The organism is Enterobacter chuandaensis, assembly GCF_039718975.1.
Taxonomy (GTDB): Bacteria; Pseudomonadota; Gammaproteobacteria; order Enterobacterales; family Enterobacteriaceae; genus Enterobacter; species Enterobacter chuandaensis.
Genome location: NZ_CP097173.1, coordinates 3933354 through 3957878, shown reverse-complemented (window position 1 = coordinate 3957878; position 24525 = coordinate 3933354). Strand labels below are relative to the sequence as shown.

Annotated in this window: 23 protein-coding genes; 16 read left to right on the top strand and 7 right to left on the bottom strand. The window is 57.8% G+C overall.

All coding sequences use genetic code 11. The annotated features are described in order from the left end of the window. The first annotated feature begins 77 nt into the window (after nucleotides 1-77). The 5 genes from nudF to parE are packed head-to-tail and all read left to right on the top strand — an operon-like array spanning nucleotide 78 to nucleotide 4486. Nucleotides 78-710: an ADP-ribose diphosphatase gene (gene nudF, locus MX657_RS19010; RefSeq protein WP_346806435.1), complete on the top strand. Its 633-nt coding sequence runs from the start codon at nucleotides 78-80 to the stop codon at nucleotides 708-710. Continuing rightward, on the top strand, nucleotides 707-1129 hold the full coding sequence (locus tag MX657_RS19005; protein ID WP_003862516.1) for a DUF1249 family protein: 423 nt from the start codon (nucleotides 707-709) through the stop codon (nucleotides 1127-1129). Before nudF ends, MX657_RS19005 begins: the two co-directional genes overlap by 4 nt. 27 nt (nucleotides 1130-1156) lie before the next feature. Then, nucleotides 1157-1984, top strand: coding sequence for a 3',5'-cyclic-AMP phosphodiesterase (cpdA, locus tag MX657_RS19000; RefSeq protein WP_346806433.1), 828 nt, complete (start codon nucleotides 1157-1159; stop codon nucleotides 1982-1984). Further along, entirely contained in the window at nucleotides 1984-2565 is a 582-nt protein-coding gene (yqiA, locus tag MX657_RS18995) for an esterase YqiA (RefSeq protein WP_080328222.1), read from the top strand. Before cpdA ends, yqiA begins: the two co-directional genes overlap by 1 nt. 28 nt (nucleotides 2566-2593) lie before the next feature. Beyond that, the gene (gene parE, locus MX657_RS18990; protein WP_080328221.1) at nucleotides 2594-4486 is read left to right on the top strand and encodes a DNA topoisomerase IV subunit B; all 1893 of its coding nucleotides are present in this window, start codon (nucleotides 2594-2596) and stop codon (nucleotides 4484-4486) included. A gap of 77 nt (nucleotides 4487-4563) precedes the next feature. Here parE and MX657_RS18985 read toward each other — a convergent pair whose 3' ends face one another. Further along, the gene (locus tag MX657_RS18985) at nucleotides 4564-6702 is read right to left on the bottom strand and encodes a TonB-dependent siderophore receptor (protein WP_346806431.1); all 2139 of its coding nucleotides are present in this window, start codon (nucleotides 6700-6702) and stop codon (nucleotides 4564-4566) included. A gap of 384 nt (nucleotides 6703-7086) precedes the next feature. Here MX657_RS18985 and MX657_RS18980 point away from each other — a divergent pair, with 384 nt between their 5' ends. From MX657_RS18980 to MX657_RS18960, 5 genes are read left to right on the top strand one after another with little or no spacing between them, the layout of a single operon-like run. Further along, nucleotides 7087-7899 carry an ABC transporter ATP-binding protein gene (locus MX657_RS18980; protein ID WP_119916398.1) on the top strand — a complete coding sequence of 271 codons (813 nt, stop codon included), beginning with the start codon at nucleotides 7087-7089 and terminating at the stop codon, nucleotides 7897-7899. Next, on the top strand, nucleotides 7896-8879 hold the full coding sequence (locus MX657_RS18975; RefSeq protein WP_346806429.1) for a FecCD family ABC transporter permease: 984 nt from the start codon (nucleotides 7896-7898) through the stop codon (nucleotides 8877-8879). The genes MX657_RS18980 and MX657_RS18975 overlap by 4 nt, the downstream gene beginning before the upstream one ends. Continuing rightward, nucleotides 8876-9916, top strand: coding sequence for a FecCD family ABC transporter permease (locus MX657_RS18970; protein ID WP_336238945.1), 1041 nt, complete (start codon nucleotides 8876-8878; stop codon nucleotides 9914-9916). The genes MX657_RS18975 and MX657_RS18970 overlap by 4 nt, the downstream gene beginning before the upstream one ends. Before the next feature lie 9 nt (nucleotides 9917-9925). After that, on the top strand, nucleotides 9926-10876 hold the full coding sequence (locus tag MX657_RS18965; protein WP_080328216.1) for an iron-siderophore ABC transporter substrate-binding protein: 951 nt from the start codon (nucleotides 9926-9928) through the stop codon (nucleotides 10874-10876). Then, a complete protein-coding gene (locus MX657_RS18960) occupies nucleotides 10873-11748 on the top strand; it encodes a MurR/RpiR family transcriptional regulator (protein WP_346806427.1) in 876 nt (291 codons plus the stop codon). The genes MX657_RS18965 and MX657_RS18960 overlap by 4 nt, the downstream gene beginning before the upstream one ends. Before the next feature lie 41 nt (nucleotides 11749-11789). Here the strand turns inward: MX657_RS18960 and MX657_RS18955 are convergent, their stop codons facing one another. After that, nucleotides 11790-12629: a helix-turn-helix transcriptional regulator gene (locus tag MX657_RS18955; RefSeq protein ID WP_217480300.1), complete on the bottom strand. Its 840-nt coding sequence runs from the start codon at nucleotides 12627-12629 to the stop codon at nucleotides 11790-11792. Between the two features lie 166 nt (nucleotides 12630-12795). Between MX657_RS18955 and MX657_RS18950 the strand changes: the two genes are divergently transcribed. Genes MX657_RS18950 through MX657_RS18940 form a run of 3 tightly spaced genes read left to right on the top strand, consistent with a single transcriptional unit; the run spans nucleotide 12796 to nucleotide 17113 of the window. After that, on the top strand, nucleotides 12796-14610 hold the full coding sequence (locus MX657_RS18950) for a DUF2264 domain-containing protein (protein WP_346806425.1): 1815 nt from the start codon (nucleotides 12796-12798) through the stop codon (nucleotides 14608-14610). Between the two features lie 32 nt (nucleotides 14611-14642). Further along, nucleotides 14643-15908 (top strand): oligosaccharide MFS transporter, encoded by a 1266-nt coding sequence (locus tag MX657_RS18945; RefSeq protein WP_080328212.1) that lies wholly within the window; start codon nucleotides 14643-14645, stop codon nucleotides 15906-15908. Between the two features lie 17 nt (nucleotides 15909-15925). Further along, the gene (locus MX657_RS18940) at nucleotides 15926-17113 is read left to right on the top strand and encodes a glycoside hydrolase family 88 protein (RefSeq protein ID WP_346806423.1); all 1188 of its coding nucleotides are present in this window, start codon (nucleotides 15926-15928) and stop codon (nucleotides 17111-17113) included. Between the two features lie 32 nt (nucleotides 17114-17145). Here MX657_RS18940 and lysM read toward each other — a convergent pair whose 3' ends face one another. The 5 genes from lysM to qseB form a co-directional block, all read right to left on the bottom strand. Continuing rightward, nucleotides 17146-17586: a peptidoglycan-binding protein LysM gene (gene lysM / locus MX657_RS18935; protein ID WP_346806422.1), complete on the bottom strand. Its 441-nt coding sequence runs from the start codon at nucleotides 17584-17586 to the stop codon at nucleotides 17146-17148. A gap of 85 nt (nucleotides 17587-17671) precedes the next feature. Then, complete coding sequence (locus tag MX657_RS18930) at nucleotides 17672-17986, bottom strand: putative quinol monooxygenase (RefSeq protein WP_008502984.1); 315 nt, start codon at nucleotides 17984-17986, stop codon at nucleotides 17672-17674. 31 nt (nucleotides 17987-18017) lie between these two features. Then, nucleotides 18018-18599, bottom strand: coding sequence for an NAD(P)H-dependent oxidoreductase (locus MX657_RS18925; protein WP_041908121.1), 582 nt, complete (start codon nucleotides 18597-18599; stop codon nucleotides 18018-18020). Between the two features lie 105 nt (nucleotides 18600-18704). Further along, a complete protein-coding gene (gene qseC / locus MX657_RS18920) occupies nucleotides 18705-20042 on the bottom strand; it encodes a quorum sensing histidine kinase QseC (protein WP_346806420.1) in 1338 nt (445 codons plus the stop codon). Further along, nucleotides 20039-20698, bottom strand: coding sequence for a quorum sensing response regulator transcription factor QseB (gene qseB / locus MX657_RS18915; protein ID WP_346806418.1), 660 nt, complete (start codon nucleotides 20696-20698; stop codon nucleotides 20039-20041). Before qseB ends, qseC begins: the two co-directional genes overlap by 4 nt. A gap of 139 nt (nucleotides 20699-20837) precedes the next feature. Here qseB and MX657_RS18910 point away from each other — a divergent pair, with 139 nt between their 5' ends. The 3 genes from MX657_RS18910 (at nucleotide 20838) to plsC (ending at nucleotide 24516) form a co-directional block, all read left to right on the top strand. Next, entirely contained in the window at nucleotides 20838-21239 is a 402-nt protein-coding gene (locus MX657_RS18910) for a YgiW/YdeI family stress tolerance OB fold protein (RefSeq protein WP_023309189.1), read from the top strand. Between the two features lie 118 nt (nucleotides 21240-21357). Then, nucleotides 21358-23616, top strand: a complete 2259-nt coding sequence (gene parC / locus MX657_RS18905) for a DNA topoisomerase IV subunit A (RefSeq protein ID WP_346806417.1) — start codon at nucleotides 21358-21360, stop codon at nucleotides 23614-23616. Nucleotides 23617-23778: 162 nt separating this feature from the next. Beyond that, the gene (gene plsC, locus MX657_RS18900) at nucleotides 23779-24516 is read left to right on the top strand and encodes a 1-acylglycerol-3-phosphate O-acyltransferase (protein WP_061097059.1); all 738 of its coding nucleotides are present in this window, start codon (nucleotides 23779-23781) and stop codon (nucleotides 24514-24516) included. Nucleotides 24517-24525 lie beyond the last annotated feature (9 nt).

Below are 24525 nucleotides of genomic sequence, written 5' to 3'. Positions count from 1 at the left end.
CCATATAGCCTTACAAACGGCAGCCAAACAGCCTTGAAATTCACAATTTCATCACCATTGCTACCAGGACTCGACTCATGCAAAAACCAGAAAAGTTGCCCGTGACATTCGCCAAAAACGATGTAGAAATTATTGCACGAGAAACGCTTTATAGCGGTTTTTTTTCAATGGATCTTTACCGTTTCAGGCATCGCCTGTTTAACGGTGAAATGAGCGGCGAAATCCGACGTGAAATATTTGAGCGCGGGCATGCGGCTGTCTTGCTACCCTTTGACCCAGTGCGCGATGAAGTGGTACTGGTGGAGCAGATCCGTATCGCCGCGTATGACACCAGCGAAAGCCCGTGGTTACTGGAGATGGTGGCCGGGATGATTGAAGAGGGCGAGTCGGTCGAAGACGTCGCCCGTCGCGAGGCGCTGGAAGAGGCTGGGCTGGTGGTGGGCCGCACAAAGCCGGTGTTGAGTTATCTGGCAAGCCCCGGTGGCACCAGCGAGCGCTTGTCCATAATGGTGGGCGAAGTGGACGCCATGACGGCGGAAGGGATTCATGGTCTGGCTGATGAAAACGAAGATATTCGGGTTCATGTGGTGAGCCGGGAACAGGCTTATCAGTGGGTAGAAGAGGGGAAAATCGACAACGCAGCGTCTGTCATCGCCCTGCAATGGCTACAGCTGCATTATCAGACATTACGACACGAGTGGAAAAAATGAAGCGCTATACGCCTGACTTCCCAGAAATGATGCGCCTGTGCGAAACCAATTTCGCACAGTTGCGCCGCCTGCTGCCGAGAAACGACGCACCCGGCGAAACGGTAAGCTATCAGGTGAGCAACGCGCAGTATCGGTTAACGATAACAGAATCAACGCGCTACACTACGCTGGTGGAAATAGAACAAACTGCGCCCAGCATTAGTTACTGGAGCCTGCCGTCAATGACGGTGCGCCTTTATCATGACGCAATGGTCGCTGAAGTGTGTTCAAGTCAGCAGATCTTTCGCTTCAAGGCGCGGTATGATTACCCGAATAAAAAGTTGCATCAACGCGACGAAAAGCATCAAATTAACCAGTTTTTAGCCGACTGGCTAAGATATTGTTTAGCACATGGAGCAATGGCGATTCCGGTTTGTTAGCGTCATAAACCTACCTAAGGACACCATTTGGAAAGCCTGTTGAACCTGACTGTTGCTGGTGGGGCGCCAGTCAGGATATTACAAATCACCGATACCCACCTTTTTGCCGAAAAGCATGAGACTTTGCTGGGGGTCAATACCTGGGAGAGTTATCAGGCGGTACTGAGCGCCATTCACGCTGAAAATCGCGCCTGCGATCTGATTGTCGCAACGGGCGATCTGGCGCAGGACCAGTCCTCCGCGGCCTACCAGCATTTTGCTGAAGGCATCGCGAGCTTTAGCGTGCCTTGCGTTTGGCTGCCCGGAAACCACGATTTCCAGCCAGCAATGTACAGCTCCCTTCAGGATGCGGGGATTTCTCCGGCAAAATGCGTATTTGCAGGTGACCAGTGGCAGATCCTGCTGCTGGACAGCCAGGTATTTGGCGTCCCGCACGGTGAGTTAAGCGAATTTCAGCTCGACTGGCTGGAGACCAAACTGGCTGCCGAACCTGAACGTCATACGCTGCTGTTGCTCCATCATCATCCGCTGCCGGCGGGCTGCAGCTGGCTCGATCAGCACAGCCTGCGTAACTCAGCGGCGCTGGATAGCGTGCTGTCCAAATACCCGCGGGTGAAAAATCTGCTGTGCGGACACATTCATCAGGAACAGGATCTCGACTGGAACGGACGCCGCATGCTGGCGACGCCGTCAACCTGCGTGCAGTTTAAACCGCACTGCGCCAACTTTACGCTGGATACTATCGCGCCAGGCTGGCGCTGGCTGGAACTGCATGCCGATGGCACGCTGACTACGGAAGTCTGCCGTCTGGCAGGCGCAGAGTTCCGCCCGGATACCGCTTCAGAAGGCTACTGATGTCTACGCTCCTTTATCTGCACGGATTCAACAGCTCGCCGCGCTCCGCAAAAGCGACGCAGTTTCGCCAGTGGCTGAGCGTGCAACATCCCCACGTTGAGATGATCATCCCGCAGCTGCCGCCTTATCCGGCGGAGGCGGCGGAAATGCTCGAATCGATCGTGCTCGAACACGGCGGTGAATCCTTCGGCGTGGTCGGCTCATCGCTGGGTGGATACTACGCCACCTGGCTCTCGCAATGCTTTATGCTGCCCGCCGTTGTGGTTAATCCGGCGGTACGGCCATTTGAGCTGCTGAGGGACTTTCTTGGCGAAAACGAGAACCCCTACACCGGGCAGCAATATGTGCTAGAGTCACGCCATATTTACGATCTCAAAGTTATGCAGGTCGACCCGCTTGAAGCGCCGGATCTCATCTGGCTGTTGCAGCAGACGGGTGATGAAGTGCTGGATTACCGCCAGGCAGTGGCGTATTACGCCTCCTGCCGCCAGACTATAGAAGAGGGCGGAAACCATGCTTTCACGGGCTTTGAGGATCATTTCACCCAGATTGTCGATTTTCTTGGACTGCACAGCCACTGACAATCAATGCGAATTGCTAGTTTAAATCATGACGCAAACCTATAACGCTGATGCCATTGAGGTACTCACCGGGCTTGAGCCGGTTCGCCGCCGCCCGGGGATGTACACCGATACGACGCGCCCAAACCATCTGGGCCAGGAAGTTATTGATAACAGTGTGGACGAAGCGCTGGCGGGCCATGCCAAACGCGTTGACGTCATCCTGCACGCCGATCAGTCGCTGGAGGTCATCGACGACGGCCGCGGCATGCCGGTGGATATCCACCCGGAAGAAGGCGTGCCTGCCGTTGAGTTGATCCTCTGTCGTCTGCACGCGGGCGGTAAGTTCTCCAACAAGAACTATCAGTTCTCCGGTGGTCTGCACGGCGTGGGGATTTCCGTGGTGAACGCCCTGTCCAAACGCGTGGAAGTGAACGTTCGCCGCGACGGCCAGGTTTACAACATCGCGTTTGAAAACGGCGAGAAGGTGCAGGATCTGCAAGTTGTCGGCACGTGCGGTAAACGCAACACCGGCACCAGCGTCCACTTCTGGCCTGACGAAAGCTTCTTCGACAGCCCACGTTTTTCGGTTTCTCGCCTGACGCACCTGCTGAAAGCCAAAGCGGTACTGTGCCCGGGCGTGGAAATCACCTTTAAAGACCACGTTAATAATACCGAACAAACCTGGTGCTACGCCGATGGTCTGAATGACTACCTGTGCGAAGCGGTAAACGGTCTGCCAACGCTGCCGGAAAAACCGTTCGTCGGTAACTTTAGCGGCGATACCGAAGCCGTGGACTGGGCGCTGCTGTGGCTGCCGGAAGGCGGCGAGCTGCTCACTGAAAGCTACGTTAACCTGATCCCGACCATGCTCGGCGGTACGCACGTCAACGGCCTGCGTCAGGGGCTGCTGGACGCGATGCGCGAGTTCTGCGAATACCGCAACATTCTGCCGCGCGGCGTGAAGCTTTCGGCGGAAGATATCTGGGACCGCTGCGCCTACGTGCTCTCCGTGAAGATGCAGGACCCGCAGTTTGCCGGGCAGACCAAAGAGCGTCTGTCATCGCGCCAGTGCGCGGCGTTCGTCTCCGGCGTGGTGAAAGATGCGTTTACCCTGTGGCTGAACCAGAACGTCCAGGCGGCAGAGATGCTGGCCGAAATGGCCATCTCCAGCGCCCAGCGTCGTCTGCGCGCCGCGAAGAAAGTGGTGCGTAAAAAGCTGACCAGCGGCCCTGCGCTGCCGGGCAAGCTGGCGGACTGTACCGCGCAGGATCTCAACCGTACCGAGCTGTTCCTCGTGGAAGGGGATTCGGCGGGCGGGTCGGCCAAGCAGGCGCGCGATCGTGAATATCAGGCGATCATGCCGCTCAAGGGTAAGATCCTGAACACCTGGGAAGTCTCTTCAGACGAAGTGCTGGCCTCGCAGGAAGTGCATGATATCTCGGTGGCGATAGGTATCGATCCTGACAGCGAAGATCTGAGCCAGCTGCGCTACGGCAAGATCTGTATTCTTGCGGATGCGGACTCCGATGGTCTGCACATCGCTACGCTGCTCTGTGCGCTGTTTGTGAAGCACTTCCGCACGCTGGTGAAAAACGGTCACGTCCACGTGGCACTGCCGCCGCTCTACCGTATCGACCTTGGCAAAGAGGTTTACTACGCGCTGACGGAAGAGGAGAAAGCGGGCGTGCTGGAGCAGCTTAAGCGTAAGAAGGGCAAACCGAACGTGCAGCGCTTTAAAGGGCTGGGCGAGATGAACCCGATGCAGCTTCGCGAAACGACGCTGGATCCGAACACGCGCCGTCTGGTGCAGCTGACGATCAGCGACGAGGACGAACAGCAAACCAACGCCGTGATGGATATGCTCCTTGCCAAGAAACGTTCGGAAGACCGACGTAACTGGCTGCAGGAGAAAGGCGATATGGCGGATATTGAGGCCTGATGTCCCCCTCACCCTAACCCTCTCCCCAAAGGGGAGAGGGGATTGCACGGAGCCGTCTTTTCACCCTCGCACTAAAATCAAAACTCCATCTTCACCGTAAACTGCACTTCACGCGGGTCGCCAATCTGGTTGCCCAGGTTGTTGGTCGCAATCGACGACGTGTAGTAGGTCTTATCAAACAGGTTCTTCACGTTCACCTGCAGCGTCACCGGATACTGCAGCTTCATCTTATACGCCGCAAAGGCATCCGCCACGAAATAGCCCGGCAGATAGTAATCCGCGCCGTTGGTCGCCGAGCGGCGGCTCACGCCGTGCCCGCCGCCGCCTAGCGTCAGGGTATTCCCGGCAAACGCATTGTGAATATCGTAGGTGAGGAACAGGGAGCCGGTATGGCGCGGCACGTTCGGCAGCGGTTTACCCGCGTAGTCCGGGTCTTCCAGCACTTTCGCGTCGGTATAGCCGTAGCTGGCGATAATGTTGGTGTTCTCCGTCAGCGACCCGGCGAGATCCACCTCCACGCCCTGAGAGCGCACGCGGCCCGCGGTTTTGGCGATGGTCTCGCCCCCGATGCTTTCGTTATAAAGCACGTTGCGCTTGTGGATATCAAACAGCGCGATGTTGGCGGTAATGCCGTCGAACAGGTCAAATTTTGCGCCCACTTCATACGCATTCGATGTTTCCGGCGGCAGGTCGCCAATGTAGCTCGCAATGGACGACTGCGGCATAAACGTCTGCGAATAGTTGGCAAACAGCGAGACTGCAGGCGTCAGTTTGTAAACCAGCCCCAGCTTCGGCGTCCACTGATCGTCGCGGCTGTCGGTATTGACTTTAAACGGGCGGCCTTTGCCCGCGTACTGGGTGTAATACTGGTAGCGCAGCCCGGCGACGGCGATCCATTTATCCGTCAGATACAGGGCATCCTGGGCGTAGGCCGAGTAGCTCTCCTGCTTGAGCGTCTGGTCGCTGTCAGCGGCGGAGACGGTTGTACACTCGTCGAGTTTGCCGTAAACCGGATTATAGATATTGAAGCCTTTAACGTTCTTACAGCGCATCATGTCCGTGCGCAGCAGATCGTAATTTTCATACGACACGCCGGTCAGGATCTCATTGTAAAAGCCCGCGATATCCACGTTGCCCTGCAGATCCGCACGGGTGCTGTGCATGCGCTGGGTGGAACCCTGGGTCGCATCCACGCGGCGGGTCAGGGTGCCGGTTTTTGAATCGTAGGCCATGACGCGGGCCTGATTGTCGCTGTATTTATCCTGGCTGTAGCTATAGTCGAACTTCGCGGTCCACTGGCTGTTGAGGCGGTATTCCGCGTTGAGCTGAGCGAGATCGGACTGCCCGTCGGTCACGTTAAACGGCTCGTCGAAGCGGGTTTTGCGATCGACGTCGACGGCTTTTTTGGTGTTGAGATCGAAGATCGTTCCGCGATCGAACGGCGTTTTATAGTCGCGATGTGAATAGAGCACGGTCACGGTGGCATCGTCGCCGAACCACGTCAGCGACGGGGCGATAAAGGTGCTGCGTTCATTGCCGAAGTTGCGCCAGTAATCCTCGTCCTGATATTCACCCGTCAGGCGATACGCCAGGCGTGTGCCGTCAATCGGACCGGTAACATCAACCTGTCCGGTGCCGCCACCAAAGCTGGAAGAGGTGGCAGAAATCGAGCCGCCGAAGGTTTTCTCCGGGCGCTTCGTGACGACGTTAATCAGGCCGCCCGGATCGAGAATGCCATACAGCGTGGAGGCCGGGCCTTTCAGCACCTCCACGCGTTCGGTTGCGGCGTTAAAGCTGCGCGGCAGCACGGTGCGCAGGCCGTTGGTCATGATCGAGCCGTCGCGGTTTGCGCCGAATCCGCGGCGCACAAAGGCATCCTGCGTGCCGCCCAGGGTGTTGGTCTGCACCACGTTGCTGACGTTATAGAGTGCTTCATCCAGCGTGGTAGCGTGCTGATCCTCCAGCACCTTATCGCTGACGGTATTCACCACCTGCGGAATATCCAGCATCGGCATGTTGGTCAGCGTGGCGGTGGAGGTATTCAGCGGCTGGTAACCGCTGGTGGCCTCCGCTGCAGCATTTGGATCGGCGGTGACGGTAAGCGTTTCGCCGTCTTTAGCCGTGGTGTCTGCTGCCTGCACCAGCGGTGCCATAAACAGCAGTGAAAAGAGCGCGCGCCCTTTTACTCCAGAGAGTGAAGGTGTGAACGTAGCCATTACATCTGTTATCCCGAAATATCCGTGAAGCACCTTCACGGAAGAACATGTGAGTCATTGCCCTTGATGGTCTGCTCGTTAGCCAGAGACGGCATCGAACATGTAATTGAGAATCATTCAATCATGCGGCAATGTAGTAGTAAATGAAAAAAGTTAAAAAACGGCTACATGGATAAAACGCAGCGGAAAAGTGCAAATATTAATAATTATCTTTTTGATAAATAAGAGTTTATTTTCTTTTTGCTTAGCGTAGTAGCGCTCCGTTGCCCATGGTTTTTTTAGGGTGTTTCTTCTCTTGACTACTACATGGCGCGGCCTCAAACTCTCAAAAGAGAATGATTTTTATTTATATTTATTGCTGTTTTTTATTACGTTGGCGTTCACGTGGCTCACAACACGACAAAACCGGGGCTGGTTCTGGAGAATCTTTCTGCCGGTTATCAGAAAAAAATCATCGTTGAGGGTATCTCCCTTGCGATCCCCCAGCAGAAAATCACCGTTCTGGTGGGCGCGAACGGCTGCGGAAAATCCACGCTGCTGAGTACCATCGCGCGTTTGCTCCAGCCGCTTGGCGGCGCGGCCGTTCTCGACGGTAAGGCGATCCACGCGCAGCCGACCAAAACCGTCGCCCGCCAGTTGGGCATCCTGCCGCAGTCTCCGCTGCTGCCGGAAGGGTTAACCGTCTTTGAGCTGGTCTCACGCGGGCGTTTTCCCTGGCAGAACTTTATGCGCCAGTGGAGCGACGAAGACGAGCGGGCGGTGGAAGAGGCGCTGCGCCTGACCGGCACGGCTGAGTTTGCCCATATGCCCGTCGAAAGCCTCTCCGGCGGCCAGCGTCAGCGCTGCTGGATCGCCATGGCGCTGGCGCAGCAAACGCCCTATATCCTGCTGGATGAACCCACCACGTTCCTCGATCTCCGCTATCAGGTGGAGATCCTCGAACTGCTGCATACGCTGACGCGCGAGCATGGGCGTACCGTGGTGGTGGTGCTGCACGACCTGAACTTCGCCGTGAACTACGGCGATTCGCTGGTCTTTTTACGCCAGGGAAAAGTCGAGGGCGTACTGCATGAGGGAGATGTCTGCACGCCGGAGCTGATTAAAGCGGTGTTTGATGTCGACGTGCATATGTCCATCAATCCGCTGACCGGTAAACCGTTCTTTATGCCGTTTCGCCAGGTCACAAAACAGCCATGATGCGCACCTCTCTGGCTTTCCTGATGTTCGCCCTGCTGCTGGCAACGGGCGCGATTGCCCATCTTGGGATCGGCGCACGCTTTATCGCCCCGCAAACGGTGGTGGAGGCCTTCTTTAACTTCGATCCGCGCAATTTCGACCATAACATCATCATCAAACTCAGGCTGCTGCGCCTCTGCGCCGCGATGGTGACAGGCGCCGCGCTCGGCGTGGCGGGCGTGCTGTTGCAATCAGTGATCCGCAACCCGCTCGGCGAACCGCATATTCTGGGGCTCAACGCCGGGGCGGCGCTCGCGGTGGTGCTGACAAGCGCGCTGGGGATGACGCTGCCGTTTGGCCGCCCGCTGATTGCCGCAACCGGTGCCGCGGCGCTGTTTCTGCTGGTGCTCACGTTCTCCTCTTCTGGTCGCACCGGGCTGACGCCGATGAAAGTCACTCTGTGCGGCGTGGCGATGTCGGCGTTTGCCTCGTCGATTACCGCCACGGTGCTCATTCTTGATGAACAGACGCTGCTCGCCATGCGCACCTGGCTGGCGGGGGATTTGGCCGGGCTTAGCGGCGAAACGATTACCGCTGCCCTGTGGGTGGCTGGTGTGGGGTCTGCGCTGGCGCTCTGGTTGTCGCCGTCGCTCAACATGCTGGCGCTGGGCGACAGGATGGCGCAGGGGCTTGGCGTATCGCTGTTGAAAACCCGGCTGCTCGCCCTGCTTGCCATTGCGCTGCTCTGTGGTGCGGCAGTCTCCATTGCCGGGCCGATCGGCTTTATCGGGCTCGTGGTGCCTCAGCTTATTCGCCGTCTGGTGTCGGTCGATCTGCGCGTGATGGTGCCGCTGTCCGCCCTGTGCGGGGCGCTGGTTCTGCTGCTGGCGGATATCGCTGCCCGCACGCTGTTTTCGCCCTGGGAGCTGGCAACCGGCATCATGACCGCGCTGGTTGGCGCCCCGGTCTTTATCTTCATGGCCTCGAGGATGTTCAAATGAACCGCTCCGGGCTGCGTGCGCTACGCGTTGGCGCCTTCTCGGCGCTGGTCCGCCCAAAGGCGCTTGTATGTCTGGTCATCCTGACGCTGGTCGCCTGCCTGCTGACGGGGTTTGGCCTGACGCACGGTTCTCTGCCCATCCCCACCTCCGCCATCGGACGCGCGCTGTTTTATCCAGAAAGCCTGACGGCGGAGACGCGCTACATCGTGATGGATATCCGTCTGCCGCGCCTGCTGATGGCGGCGCTGTGCGGTGGGATGCTCGGCATGGCGGGGGCGGCGATGCAGTCCATCACCCGCAATGGCCTGGCTGACCCCGGCCTTATCGGCGTGAAAGAGGGCTGCAGCGCGGCGGTACTGCTGCTGATATTTCAGTTTCCGGCGCTGAGCATGGCCTGGCGGCCATTGGTCGGCATGGGCGGCGGGCTGCTTACCGCGCTGCTTGTGATGGCCCTGGCGCGCGATATCTCACGTCCGCGATTCATCCTGATCGGCATCGGCGTGTCGTGGGTCTTTGCTGCCGCAATGGGCGTTTTTATGACCACGGCGGACGTGCGCGACGTGCAGACGGCGATGCTGTGGCTGGCGGGCAGCCTGCATGCGGCAAACTGGACGCTGGTCTGCATTGCCGCTGTCTGGGCGCTTCCGGCGTTTGCACTGCTGCTGTTTACCGCCCGCGCTGCGGACGTGGCGTTACTCGGCAATCACGCCGCAGCGGGCCTTGGCGTGCGCACAAACCGGCTGGCGCTTATAAGGGTTCTCGCCCCGGTAGTGCTGACGGCGGCCTGCGTCTCCTGCGTGGGCAGTATTGGTTTCGTCGGGCTGATTGCGCCACATATGGCGCGCCTGCTGCTGCGCGGTGGGCAAACCGCGCTCCTGACGGGAAGCGCCGCGCTGGGGGCGCTGCTTGTGCTGCTGGCGGATAACGTCGGGCGGCTGGCTTTCCTCCCGCTGCAACTGCCGGCGGGAATTGTGATTTCGCTGATTGGCGGACCGTTTTTCCTGCTGCTGCTCTGGCAGCGTCGGGACAGATTTTAGGAGACTATGATGCGCGTACTGTTTTCGATGCTGTTGCTGGTGGGGTTCGCGGTGAGCGCGGCGGAGCCAACGCAGACGTTTACTGACGATCTGAACCGTAAGGTGGTGGTACCGGTGCATCCAAAACGGATCGTCTCGTTACACGATCTGGATATCACCATTCCACTGATCGAGCTTGGCGTACCGCCGGTGGCGAGCCATGGCCGCACCCGGCCGGACGGCAGCCATTTTCTGCGCTCCAGCGGCATGTTAACGGGCGTCGACTTCGATAATTCCGACATCAAATTTATCGGCACTGCGGATATCGACATTGAAGCCATCGCCGCCGCAAAACCAGACCTGATCGTTACCGAGCCAACCCGCAATACCCCGGTGGAGCAACTGGAGAAAATTGCCCCGACGGTGAGTATCGATCATCTCGACGGCGGCGCGCCGGAGATCTACCGCAAGCTGGCGCAGCTGACGGGAACGCAGGCGCGGCTCAGGGTTCTGGAGCGGCGCTACCAGGAGCAAATTAAGGCACTGAAAGCGACTATTGATACCCGCAAGGTAACCGTGTCGGTGATTCAGGCCAATCAGGGGAAAATTAACGCCATGCACAGCTACCACTCGCTGGGCCGCGTGCTGCGTGATGCCGGGTTCACCTTCCCGCCGCTTATTGAGTCCATCCCGGAAGGGGGGCGGATTGACGTCAGCGCCGAGCGCCTGCCGGAGCTGGATGCCGATTTCGTTTTTGCTACCTGGCGCGGGGATACGGGCGGCAAGCCGCAGGATGAGCTGGCAGCGATGGATGCGGTGATGCCGGGCTGGTGTCAGTTCCTGAATGCCTGCCGGACCGGGCACTACGTGCTGATCTCGCGTGAAGAGGCCATCTCGAACTCGTTCGCCTCGTTAGGGCTGATGGCCGCGCAGGTTCAGTCGCAGATTGCCGGACGTCCACTGCCGGAGGCGTCACGGTGAGCCGTAAAGTCGATATCTTTGGCGATCGCCTTCGCTCGCGCTCGCACCAGCTCACGCCGCGCCTGCTGCAGGTGGCACGCTATATCAATGAAAACCGTGAAGCGGTGATGGAGCAGACGGCAATGGAGATCGCGACACTGCTGAAGACGTCGGATGCCACCGTCGTTCGCGCCATCCAGGCGCTGGGTTTCGCCGGGCTGCGCGATCTCAAGCAGACGCTGGAGCAGTGGTTTGGTCCGGTCGTGACCTCCAGCGAAAAGATTTCCACGACGGTGAATACGCTGACCAGCGACGTCAATGCGAGCATTGATTTCGTGCTGGAGGGGCACCAGCACACCTGTGAAGTGTTGTCCGCTCCCCACAACCGCTTTGCGATGGCGCAGGCGGTCTCCCTGCTGGCGCAGGCGAGGCAGGTTGCCATATTTGGGATTGGCGCGTCCGGCATTCTGGCCGACTACACCGCCAGGTTGTTCAGCCGGATGGGGCTACCCGCCACGCCGCTTAACCGTACCGGAATAGGGCTGGCCGAGCAGCTGATCGGGCTCCAGCGCGGAGATGTGCTGATCATGATGGCGCAAAAATCCGCGCATCGGGAAGGACAAACCACACTGCGCGAAGCGAAACGGCTGGGGATCCCCACCATTTTGCTGACCAATGCCACCGACTCGCGATTCAGCAAAGAAGCCAGCGTGGTGATCCACGTTCCGCGCGGCGGCGAGAAGGGCAAAATCCCGCTTCACGGCACGGTGCTGCTGTGCCTGGAGATGATTGTTTTGTCCGTTGCCTCCACCGAGCCGCAGCGCACCATCAAGTCGATGAAGCGCATCAACGAGCTTCACCGGGGGTTAAAGCCGGGGAAGAAAAGCAGTTGATTGTCTCCCTCTCGTTTGAAGGAGAAGGGCGGGTGAGGGTGTCATACCGCACGATGGTTCTTCCGGTACTGCAGCGGCGTCTCGCCAATCCCCTTCTTAAACGCGCTGATAAACCAGGTGACGTCAGAAAATCCCACCCGCGCGGCAATCTCCCGCACGCTCGCGTCGCTGTGCAGCAGGCATTCACACGCCTTGCGCAGGCGGAGCGTGTTCAGGTAGTGGTGGATCTTCTCCCCTGTCTCCGCATGGAATTTCCGCGACACATAGCTGCGTGATTTCCCCAGCTCCGCCGCCAGCGCGTCGAGGTGGAATTTCTCCTGATAATGCTCATCCAGCCAGAACATCACCTGGCTGGCGATCCCCTGGCTGCTGCCCGGTGCGCCGGAACGATCGTCAGGTAACATAGCGAACAGGCCGATCAGCAGCCCGGCGATGTTTTCGCTGGTCATCGGCGGCGGATAACAGCTGAACAGGTGATCGACATGGCTATGACAGTGCGCCAGGTCCGCTACCCACGCCTCTGAGCCGCGACGAGACAGTTTTTCCAGCCGCTGCTGCGTATGGGGGAAATCACGCAACGCCTTCAGCACCGCGTGGTGGTCGAGGTGAATAATCGTGCGCCGGTAAATCGCTTCCGCCTGTTCGTCCACTCTCACTTTATGCAGGGTGAAGGGCGGAAAGAAAAACAGGCGTCCGGGGCGCATAGTGTAGTGACGATTATCGACAATCGCGACGCCAAATCCTTCTTCTATATAGAGAATTTCCAGACACTGATGCCAGTGGTGGTAACGCACCGTGTTGGCAAAGAGGCGGCTGAACGACGCCACGGTGTCGTTTAAGGTAATCAACTCAAGATGATCGGATGTGGGCGCGTCGTGCATAGTGCAATAAAACTCAACTTTTCCCCTTCATAAGAGATTTATAAACCACCTTTTTAAATTTTATCAACCGCAGGTTTATTGAACATTCTCACCTGTGACATGGCTAACATTTCTCCACCTTACGCATTCACTATGCTTGGCCGCAATTGATGACGAGGGTGGAACTATGTGTGCGACAAACGACGAAAAATCAAATCCGTTGTCTTCACGCCTGGATGTTGTGGTGTCTCTGAATACCTTACTTGGCGCGCTGGATACGCAGTTTCCGGAAAATCATTCGCGGTTCTCGCTGGGTGATACCTGCGCGCACTACGCGACGGATATCGCGCAGATGGAGGGGCTCTCCCGCGCGCTGTGGGGGCTGTTTCCGCTGTTGGCTTCGGGCGATGCTTCGCCGTTTAGCGAGAAGTACATGGAGGCCATCAGGATCGGCACCGATCCGCAAAGCCCGGGCTACTGGGGTGAAACCGGCCCGTACGATCAGCGTCTGGTCGAGATGGCGTCCTATGGTCTGGGGCTCTCCCTGATGGGGAATAGACTCACCGATTGTTTGAGCGAGCGCGAAGTGCTGAATCTGCACGCGTGGCTCAATCAGATTGCCGACGCGCAGATGCCCGACAGCAACTGGAACTACTTCGCTATCATTGTCCAGCTGGGCTTCAAACGCGCCGGGCTGCCGTACGACCAGGCCGCCATTGACCAGCGGTTTGCGCTGATGGAGGCCTATTATCTGGGCGACGGCTGGTATTCCGACGGTCCTGGACGCCCGAAAGATTATTACATCTCCATGGCGTTCCACTTCTACGGCCTGATTTACGCCACTTTGAGCGGGGACGAGGCGAGGGCGGAGGTGCTGCGCGAGCGCTCGCGCCTGTTTGCGGAGGACTTTATCTACTGGTCCGCCGCGGACGGCGCGTCAGTACCGTTTGGCCGCAGCCTGACCTACCGCTTTGCGATGGTCGCCTTCTGGAGTGCGGTCGCCTTTTCTGAACTTGACGTATTCACGCCGGGTATTGTGAAGGGAATTATCCTGCGCCATCTCCGCTGGTGGCAGCAGCGACCGATTACCGACCGGGACGGCATTCTGACCCTCGGTTTTGCTTATCCGAACCTCGCCATGTGTGAGGACTATAACTCTCCCGGCTCGCCCTACTGGGCGCTGAAAAGCTACCTGATCCTGGCGCTGCCGGAGGCGCATCCGTTCTGGCAGGCAGAAGAACAGCCGCTGCCCGCGCTGGCGGAGAAGCGCGTCATCCCGCACGCGCAGCAAATCCTGATGCATTCGACGAACTCTCAGCATGTCACCATGCTCACCGCCGGTCAGCTGGAGCTGAACAACTACGTCAACACCGAAGCGAAATACACCAAATTTGCCTACTCCAGCCACTTTGGCTTCACCATTGAGCGCGGGCGCTTTGGCCTGAAGCATGCGGCCTGTGATTCCATGCTGCTGCTGGCGGACGGGGATAACTATTTCCGCGGCCGTCGCGAGTGCGAAGCGGTGCGGGTGGATGATAACGCTATCTATTCACGCTGGTCGCCGTGGCACGATGTGCATATCGAGACCTGGCAAATACCCTTCGGCGAGTGGCATTTGCGCCTGCACCGCATTAACAGCGCGCGCACGCTGCAAACGGCCGAGGGTGGTTTCGCCGTGATGAAAACCGGGCACCAAATCCGCGCGCGCGGCAGCTATCTGGCGGCAGAGAACGGCAGCAGCGCGATTATCGATCTGTCGCCCTTCATTGAACGCACCCCGGACAGCATCGTCACGCCGCCGAACAGCAGCATCATGTTCCCGGAGTGCGCCTCCATTCCGCTGTTAAAAACCGATCTCCATCCGGGAGAGAGCTGGCTCTGTTGCGCCGTCATTGCCAGTGAAAAACAGAATGTTGCGGCCACGCCGCATCTGGATATTACCCATAACCAGGTGGCGATCCGCGAACCTGGAGGCGAACGTCTGCTGTCGTTCACGTTATAAAAATTCTGACCCTACACGTCGGCGAGGATGCTATGAAAAAGACGTCTACAACGAACAGAAGTGAATATTACAAAATCAGCAGCTTTATTTTTCTCTATTTTTTTACCTGGTCTGCCAGTATTGGCCTGCTGGCGATCTGGCTTGGTCAAAAAGCGAATCTCAGCGGTTCGGTAATAGGCACCGTCTTCGCGGTTAACGGTATTTTTTCCGTTATTCTCAAACCCATCTACGGCTATATTCTCGATAAAATCGGCATGAGTAAATACCTGCTCTATTTTGTTGTGATCATGTCAGCCCTGATGGCACCGTTTTTTATTTATGTCTATCAGCCGCTGTTAATGTCCAATACCCTGCTGGGGATTATTATCGGCGCACTCTATTTAAGCTTTGCCTGGTATGCGGGCGTCGCGGCGTGTGAATCCTATTCCGACCGCTTCAGCCGCTTAAACGGCATGGAGTTCGGGCAAATTCGTATGTGGGGCTCGCTCGGCTGGGCGGTGGCGTCGTCCTTCTCTGGCCTGCTGTTTAACCTCTCTCCGGCATATAACTTTATTCTGGGCAGCGCGGCGTCGGTGGTGATGCTGGTTGTCCTGCTGAGCCTGAAAGTGAACACTAACTCCGCATATGCGGGCGAGGTGCTGACGAAAGAGAAAATCGCACCGGCAGACGTGTATGCCCTGCTGCGTAACCGTAAATTCTGGGCCTTCTGCCTGTACGTGGCGGGGGTGGCATGGATGATGTTTATCGCCGAGCAGCAGTTCTCGCGCTATTTCGTCACCTTCTTTAACGATATTCACGAGGGTAACGCGGTGTTTGGCTATCTCGGCACCGTGCAGTCGGGCATGGAATTCGTCATGTATATGATTGTCCCGCTGTTCGTGAATATTATTGGCGCTAAACGCGGGCTGTTGATTGTCGGGCTGGTGGTGGGGGCACGGCTGATTATTTCCGGGATGTGCGATTCTCACCTGTTAATTTCCATTCTCAAGCCGCTGTACGGTCTGGAAATTTGTCTGCTGCTGGTGTCGGTATTTAAATATATCGCGGAGCATTTCGACAAGCGCGTGAATGCCACCATGTATTTACTCGGTTATCAGGCGATGCTCTATGTCGGCAACGTGGTGGTTTCCTCACCTGCCGGATATATGTATGACCGCATTGGCTTTGAGCAGACCTATATCATTATGGGCGCGACGGCGCTGACCTTTACCCTTATTTCTGCCTTTACGTTATCTGCCTGCCAGAGCAAATGGCGCGGCCCCCGCCCGCTGAACGTAGCAGAACCTTCATCACGCTGACCACAAGGAACCGAAATATGTTAAGTCGTATCAGAGAGGAACGCCTGTCTGCCATTCCTGTTCCCGTAGACTCGCGCCTGTTTAGCGATGAACTGACCTCTGCGCGCAGCCACGTCCTCGAGCTGATTAGCCGTCATTTAACGGCGTTCGGAGAGCAGTTCCCGGCGGAAACCTGCCGGAACGGTTTTTACCCGCTGACGGACAACGTGGAGTGGACCACCAGCTTCTGGACCGGCCAGCTGTGGCTGGCGTGGGAGATGAGCGGTGAGGAGAAATTCCGCGCGATGGCGGAAAAGCACGTGCGCTCGTTCGGCCTGCGTATTGCCGGGCGCAGCGACACCAATACCCACGATCTGGGCTTCCTGTACACGCTCTCCTGCGTGGCAGCCTGGCGACTCACCGGCAGCCGCGAGGCGCGCGGCTTCTCCCTGCTGGCGGCGGAAGCCCTGCTGGAGCGCTTCCATGAGAAGGCGAAGATCATTCAGGCGTGGGGCGATCTTTCAGACCAGGAGCAGGCCGGGCGGATGATCATCGACTGCAACATGAACCTGCCGCTGCTCTACTGGGCAACTGAGCAGACGGGGGATCCGCGCTTTGCTGACGCCGCAAAAGCGCACGTCATGCAGGCGGCGAGGTATCTCATCCGCGACGATGCCTCGACGTTCCACACCTATTACATGGATGTGCAAACCGGCGCGCCGCGCTACGGCAACACCCAGCAGGGGTATGCCGACGACTCCTGCTGGTCGCGCGGGCAGGCGTGGGGCATCTACGGCTTCCTGCTGAGCTATATCTATACCGGCGACGAGACGATGATTGCCCTGTCGAAGCGGCTGGCGAACTACTTCCTCAACCGCCTCCCGGAAGATTACGTCTGCCACTGGGATCTGGCGCTGGTGGGCACCGACGCACTGCGCGATTCGTCGTCAGCGGCAATCGCGGTGTGCGGACTGCTGGAGCTGGTGAAGCATCTGCCGGTGACGGATCCGGACCGGGAGCGGTATCTGGAGTGGGCCAAAGGCATTATGTCGTCACTGACGAAGCACTACCTGGTGGGCAAAGAGGAGAAGGGCAACGGGCTGCTGAAGCACTCGGTCTATCACCTGGCGAGCCACAAAGGCGTGGATGAGTGCGCAAGCTGGGGAGATTACTTCTACGTGGAGGCACTGGTGCGCTTTACACAGAGCTGGAAACTGTACTGGTAAAAACGGTCGGGGGGCGTCCCCCGACTCGCGGATCACGCTTTTGGAATACGCAGCGTCTGGCCGGGGTAGATTTTATCCGGGCTGGAGAGCATCGGGCGGTTAGCCTCAAAAATCTTGTTGTACTGATTGGCATCGCCGTACACGGTTTTGGAGATAGCGCTCAGGGTATCGCCGGATTTTACCGTGTAGTAGGTGGCTTCATCTTTGGCATCGGTTGTGGTGATGTTGTTCTCCACCTCGCTGACGCCCGCGATGTTGCCGACGGCAACCTGGATTTTTTCTTTCTGCTCCTGGGTCAGCCCGTCGCCCGTCACGCTGGCTTTGCCATCGGTAACATTAACCTGAACTTTGTCTGTACCGGGAATGTTGAGTTTCTTGAGGTGCTCGGTGATTTTGTCGCTCTGACCTTTGTGGTCGGTCAGGTTATCCCATAGCTTTTCGCCTGCTTCTTTTACGAAGTTAAAAAGACCCATTCCATCCTCCTGTTAATCATGAAGTCAGAATAAGCATAGCAGGTCAGAGAGAATTCCCTCCCCTGAAGGAGAGGGAAGGCGGGTTTTAAACCCCTTGCTCCAGAATACGGATGTGGGTCTCCAGCACGTCACCCTTCACCGCATCGCTCCACGCTTTCATGTGCGCGGTCTGCAGGTGTGCTTCAAGGTGCGCGACGGTTTCCCACTGCTCAACCATGATAATGGAGTCTGGCGCAGTGGCCTGGAAGCTTGCGTCGGTAGCGGCGTCCACCATCGGCGCGTAGCCGTGGCAGCCTTCTTCTTTCAGTACGGTTGGGATGATTTTCGCGAACTGATCCAGCACCGCCTGGCGGTGATGTTGACCTGGACGAGTACGGATTTCTGCGATTACTGTAAGCATGGTTACTACTCCTTTAATTCCACGCTACCAGTTAAGCAAAAATTTTCGCGAGATGCTTGCGATATTCTGCGATATAGCTCGGGACGTCAGGCATTTTAATCACGTCGTTGACGATAAAGGTCGGCAGCGGATCCATCCCCAGGAACTGGTTCGCCTTGTGAAACGGCAGATACGCGCCGTCTACGCCCACGCCTTCGAAGAACTGATCTTTTTCGGTGAAGGCTTCCAGAGGGGCGTTCCAGGTCAGGGAAAGCATATATTTTTTGCCCTGAATCAGGCCGCCGGAACCGTATTTTTTAGAGGCGTCTGAGCGGGTGCGCCCGTCGCTGGCATACAGCGAACCGTGACCTTCGGTGAAGACGTCGTCCATGTACTTTTTCACGGTCCACGGCGCGCCCATCCACCAGCCCGGCATCTGCCAGACAACCACGTCGGCCCACAGGAAGTTCTGCACTTCGGCCTTTACGTCATAGTTGCTGTCCGCGCGCACGACCTTAACATCATGCCCGGCGTCGCGCAGGAAACCGTCCGCGACCTCGGTCAGGGTGTCATTCAGCTGGCCTTTGGAGTGCGCGAACTCTTTCGCGCCGTTGATAATCAGAATGTTACTCATTATTTGTCCTCGGTGATGAGAGTATGCCGGGTATTCTACGCGCGAGGACGGAGCGGAAAAATAAGCAAAATGTGCAAAGTCTTTTGCGCTGGGTGCAATAATCCCTCACCAGCTAACCTTCACTTCAAAGCCGCCTTCTGGCGCATTGCCCAGCGAGACGCGCATGCCGTGCAGTGCGGCTATGCGTTTCACAATGGATAACCCCAGCCCGCTGCCCGTGGCGTCCTGACCCGGCGGACGATAAAAGCGCTCGCCGAGACGCGCCAGCGCATCGGGCGAAATGCCCGGGCCGTTGTCGCGCACGGTAAAGCTACGGGTGTTCAGCGTCACGTCTACCACGCTGCCGCGCGGGCTGTAGCGGGTGGCGTTGTCCAGCAGGTTACGCGCCAGCAGGCTCAGAAGCAGCTGCTGACCCGTGCGGGTCACCTCCGGCGCGTTGATGTGCAGGCGAATATCAATACCCGCCTGCTGTGCCGGAGGGTAGATATCCATTACCGCGGACTGCAGCAGGTCGGCCATCGCTATCTGTTCTACGCCGTCCAGGCTGTCCAGCGAGTCCAGGCGCGACAGGGTAAGAAGCTGATCCACCAGCCGGGAGGCGCGGTCGATACCCGCGTGCAGCTGCGCCAGCGCTTTTTCCTGTGCCTGTGGATCGTCCTGAGAAAGCTGCGCCACGTCGGTTTGCACCTTCAGCGCCGCCAGCGGGCTGCGCAGCTCGTGGGCGGCGTCAGAGGTGAAGCGACGCTCGCGGGTCATCATCTCCTGGGTACGGGCAAAAAGATGGTTCAGCGAGTCGAGCAGGGGGCGCACTTCTGCGGGCACGCCCTGAGTGGGCAGAGCATCGGTAGCGTCCGGCGAGCGGGAGCGCAGGGTCTGGGCCAGCTTTTTCAGGGGCTTCAGCTCGCGGCTCAGCAGGACGATCAGCAACAGCAGCATCACCGGCAGTGCCACCAGCCACGGCGTCAGCTGCGAGCTGACCACATCCAGCGCCATATCCTGCCGGTACTCCCACTCCTGGCCGACAACGACGCGGTATTTTCCGTCCGGAGAGGTTAGCCACAGGAAACGCCATTCGTCGTTGTCATCCTGAAGCCGTCCGTCATCAAAGCCATCACGACGATAGTGATACGGGATATCGCGCCCGTTTTCGCCGTCGTTAAGGATCATCGTGCCATCTGAAGCGTAAATAGCGAAGGCCAGCGCGTCGTCGTCCAGATGCCCGTGTTTGGCCTTTTTCGGCACCTCGCGCATGCGTTCCGGCGCGCGGAGTTCGTCCAGATCCATCGTCAGCAGCCGTTTGGCAAACAGCATCTGCTGCGTATCGAACAGCTTATCGAGCTTGTGGGTGGTCTGCTGCCACGCCACCAGGCTGGCGGCAAACCAGGCCGTCAGAGACAGCGCTAAAAAGAGAAGCGTCAGGCGCAGCTTCAGGCTCAGTTTCATGCGTCACCCAGGGTGTAGCCGATGCCGTGCACGGTGCGGATAAACTCGCTCCCGAGCTTGCGGCGTAAATGATGAACGTGGACTTCGACGGCATTGCTGGAGACGTCATCGTTCCAGGTATACAGCTTTTCCTCGATCAGCTTGCGCGGCAGCACCCGGCCCGCGTTACGCATTAACAGCTCCAGCAGGGCGAACTCTTTCGGTTTAAGCGTCAGCGTTTCGCCCTCCAGCGTGGCGACGAGGCTGGCCGGATCGAGCGTCACCTTGCCGTGACGCAACTCGCTGCGGGTCTGGCCGTGGCTGCGCCGCACCAGCGCTTCCAGACGGGCGGCCACTTCTATTAGCGCGAACGGCTTGCAGAGATAATCGTCCGCACCGAGGCGCAGCCCTTCAACGCGCTGGTTCAGCGCATCCCGCGCGGTCAGGATCAGCACCGGTTCGCTGCGCCCGCTTTCGCGCCAGGCGCGCAGGATCTCCAGACCGTCAATTTCCGGTAGGGTCAGGTCAAGCACCACGGCATCATAGGGCGCAGAGGTGAGTGCGGCCTGCCCGGTTTTCCCGTCGGTAAACCAGTCCACGCTAAAGCCCAGTTTGCCTAAGCCTGCTTTGATGCCATCGCCGATTAACCTGTCGTCTTCTACCAGTAAAATGCGCATATTCCCTCCTTGATGCCGTCAGTAAACCCTCTGTAAGCGCCTGCTGTACAGTAAAAATAAATAAATTTTCCCCTTAAGAAGTTGTTAAGGTTTACCCTGTTTAATGGATTGTGAAACGACATTAAAGGGAGAGATAAAGATGAAAAAATTCGCTGCAATTGCTGCCATCATGATGATGACCACCGCGCCGGTCTTTGCTGCTCAGGGCGGTTTTACTGGCCCATCAGCCACACAGACCCAGACGCAAACCCAGCAGGGCGGTTTTGTCGATAACAACGCCAACCTCACCACTGCGGCAAAAGTGAAAGACCTGAAGGACGATGCCTGGGTGAAGCTGCGCGGGAATATTACCGAGCGCCTGTCCGATGACCGCTACACCTTCCGCGATGAGTCCGGCACGGTGGTGGTTGAGATTGACCACAAGCGCTGGAACGGCGTGACCGTCACCCCGCAGGATAAAGTCGAACTGCAGGGTAAAGTCGACAAAGACTGGAACGAGTTTGAAATCGACGTGAAGCAGGTTATTAAGCTAAACAAATAACCCGAAAAGGGCCGCATACGCGGCCCTTTTTCTTTGTGACTCAATTCGTCAGATGAGGTAGTATCTGCGGCAATATTGCCTGAAACCCTTCGGTTTCTGAGTTGAGGAATCACACGTAATGAGCGATATGGCAGAGCGCCTCGCGCTACATGAATTCACGGAAAACGCCTACCTGAACTACTCCATGTACGTCATCATGGACAGGGCGTTGCCGTTTATCGGGGATGGCCTGAAGCCCGTTCAGCGCCGCATCGTCTATGCGATGTCCGAACTGGGGCTGAACGCCACCGCTAAGTTCAAGAAATCCGCCCGTACCGTGGGTGACGTACTGGGTAAATACCATCCGCACGGCGACATCGCCTGCTATGAAGCGATGGTGCTGATGGCCCAGCCGTTCTCTTACCGATATCCGCTGGTGGACGGGCAGGGGAACTGGGGTGCGCCGGACGATCCGAAATCCTTCGCAGCGATGCGTTATACCGAATCCCGCCTGTCCAAATACGCCGAAGTGCTGCTGGGCGAGCTGGGTCAGGGAACCGTTGACTGGGTGCCAAACTTCGACGGTACGCTGCAGGAGCCGAAGATGCTGCCCGCGCGTCTGCCAAACATCCTGCTGAACGGCACCACCGGTATCGCGGTCGGTATGGCGACGGACATTCCGCCGCACAACCTGCGTGAAGTGGCGAAAGCCGCCATCACCCTGATTGAGCAGCCAAAAACCTCGCTGGACGAGCTGCTGGATATCGTGCAGGGGCCAGACTATCCGACCGAAGCCGAGATCATCACCTCGCGCGCGGAAATCCGCAAAATTTACCAGAACGGTCGCGGCTCCGTGCGCATGCGCGCGGTGTGGAATAAAGAGGACGGCGCCGTGGTGATCACCGCGCTGCCGCACCAGGTTTCCGGTGCCAAAGTGCTGGAACAGATTGCCTCCCAGATGCGCAATAAAAAGCTGCCGATGGTGGATGACCTGCGCGACGAATCGGATCACGAGAACCCGACCCGTCTGGTGATCGTGCCGCGCTCCAACCGCGTGGACATGGAGCAGGTGATGAACCACCTGTTCGCCACCACCGATCTGGAAAAAAGCTACCGCATCAACCTGAATATGATTGGCCTCGACGGTCGCCCGGCGGTGAAAAACCTGCTGGAGATCCTCTCCGAATGGCTGACATTCCGCCGGGATACGGTGCGCCGTCGTCTGAACCATCGTCTGGAGAAAGTGCTTAAGCGCCTGCATATCCTCGAAGGTTTGCTGGTGGCGTTCCTCAATATCGACGAAGTGATCGAGATCATCCGCACCGAGGATGAGCCGAAGCCCGCGCTGATGTCGCGCTTTGGCATCAGCGAAACCCAGGCCGAAGCAATCCTCGAACTGAAGCTGCGCCATCTCGCCAAACTGGAAGAGATGAAGATCCGCGGCGAGCAGAACGATCTGGAAAAAGAGCGCGATCAGCTGCAGGCGATCCTCGCCTCCGAGCGCAAGATGAACACCCTGCTGAAGAAAGAGCTGCAGGCGGATGCCGATGCCTTCGGCGACGACCGTCGTTCTCCGCTGCACGAGCGCGAAGAAGCGAAGGCGATGAACGAGCACGACATGCAGCCGTCCGAGCCGGTGACGATTGTGCTGTCGCAGAGCGGCTGGGTGCGCAGCGCCAAAGGCCACGATATTGACGCGCCGGGCCTAAGCTACAAAGCGGGCGACAGCTTCAAAGCGGCGGTGAAAGGCAAGAGCAACCAGCCGGTGGCGTTTATCGACTCCACGGGCCGCAGCTACGCCATCGACCCGATTACGCTGCCTTCCGCGCGCGGCCAGGGCGAACCGCTCACCGGTAAGCTGACGCTGCCGCCGGGCGCAACGGTTGACCACATGCTGATGGAAGCCGACGACCAGAAGCTGCTGATGGCCTCCGATGCGGGTTACGGCTTTATCTGTACCTTTAACGACCTCGTGTCGCGTAACCGTGCCGGTAAGGCGCTGATCAGCCTGCCGGACAACGCCCACGTGATGGCGCCGCTGGTGATCGAGAATGAAAGCGATATGCTGCTGGCGATCACCTCTGCCGGACGTATGCTGATGTTCCCGGTCAGCGATCTGCCGGAGCTGTCGAAAGGTAAAGGCAACAAGATCATCAACATCCCGTCGGCGGAAGCCGCGAAAGGCGAAGATGGCCTGGCGCACCTCTTCCTTCTGCCGCCGCAGAGCACGCTGACTATTCACGTCGGCAAGCGTAAGATCAAACTGCGTCCGGAAGAGCTGCAGAAAGTGGTGGGCGAGCGCGGTCGTCGCGGTTCGCTGATGCGCGGTCTGCAGCGTATCGACCGCGTGGAGATTGATTCGCCTGCGCGCAGCAGCGCGGGTGACAGCGAAGAGTAATGTCGTAACACCCCCTCTGTCCGGAGGGGGTATTTCAATAAAATTTCCCGTAAAATCGTTGTTAATTCGTGCGTTGCGATTAACAATACGCGCTCGTAATAAAGTCCTTACCTGGCCACAGGTGAAGTATAATTGTCAGCTGTCAGGGCTTCAGAGGTCGCTATGCTATATATTGTTCGTCTAATTCTTACCGTTATCTACTGCATTCTGGTCTGTATTTTCGGCTCTATTTACTGCCTGTTCAGCCCGCGTAATCCGAAGCATGTTGCCACCTTTGGCCATATGTTCGGTCGCCTTGCGCCGCTGTTTGGTCTGAAGGTTGAAAAACGCCTGCCTGAAGGAGCGGAGAATTTCGGCAACGCCATCTATATCGCCAACCATCAGAACAACTACGATATGGTGACGGCCTCCAATATCGTTCTGCCGCCAACCGTGACGGTAGGGAAAAAAAGCCTGCTGTGGATCCCGTTTTTTGGCCAGCTGTACTGGCTGACCGGTAACCTGCTGATCGACCGTAACAACCGTGCAAAAGCGCACGGCACCATTGCGGAAGTGGTGAATCATTTTAAAAAGCGCAAAATATCCATCTGGATGTTCCCGGAAGGGACGCGCAGCCGCGGTCGCGGCCTGCTGCCGTTTAAAACCGGCGCGTTTCATGCCGCAATTGCGGCAGGTGTTCCAATTATTCCCGTGTGCGTTTCCAATACTTCTAATAAGATTAATCTTAACCGCCTGAATAATGGTCTGGTGATTGTCGAAATGCTGCCACCCGTCGATACCAGCAAATACGGTAAAGACCAGGTGCGCGAGCTGGCAGCGCACTGCCGCGAGCTGATGGCTCAGCATATTGCGCTGCTCGATAAAGAAGTCGCAGAAAGAGAAGCCGCCGGTAAGGTTTAATCCGGCGTT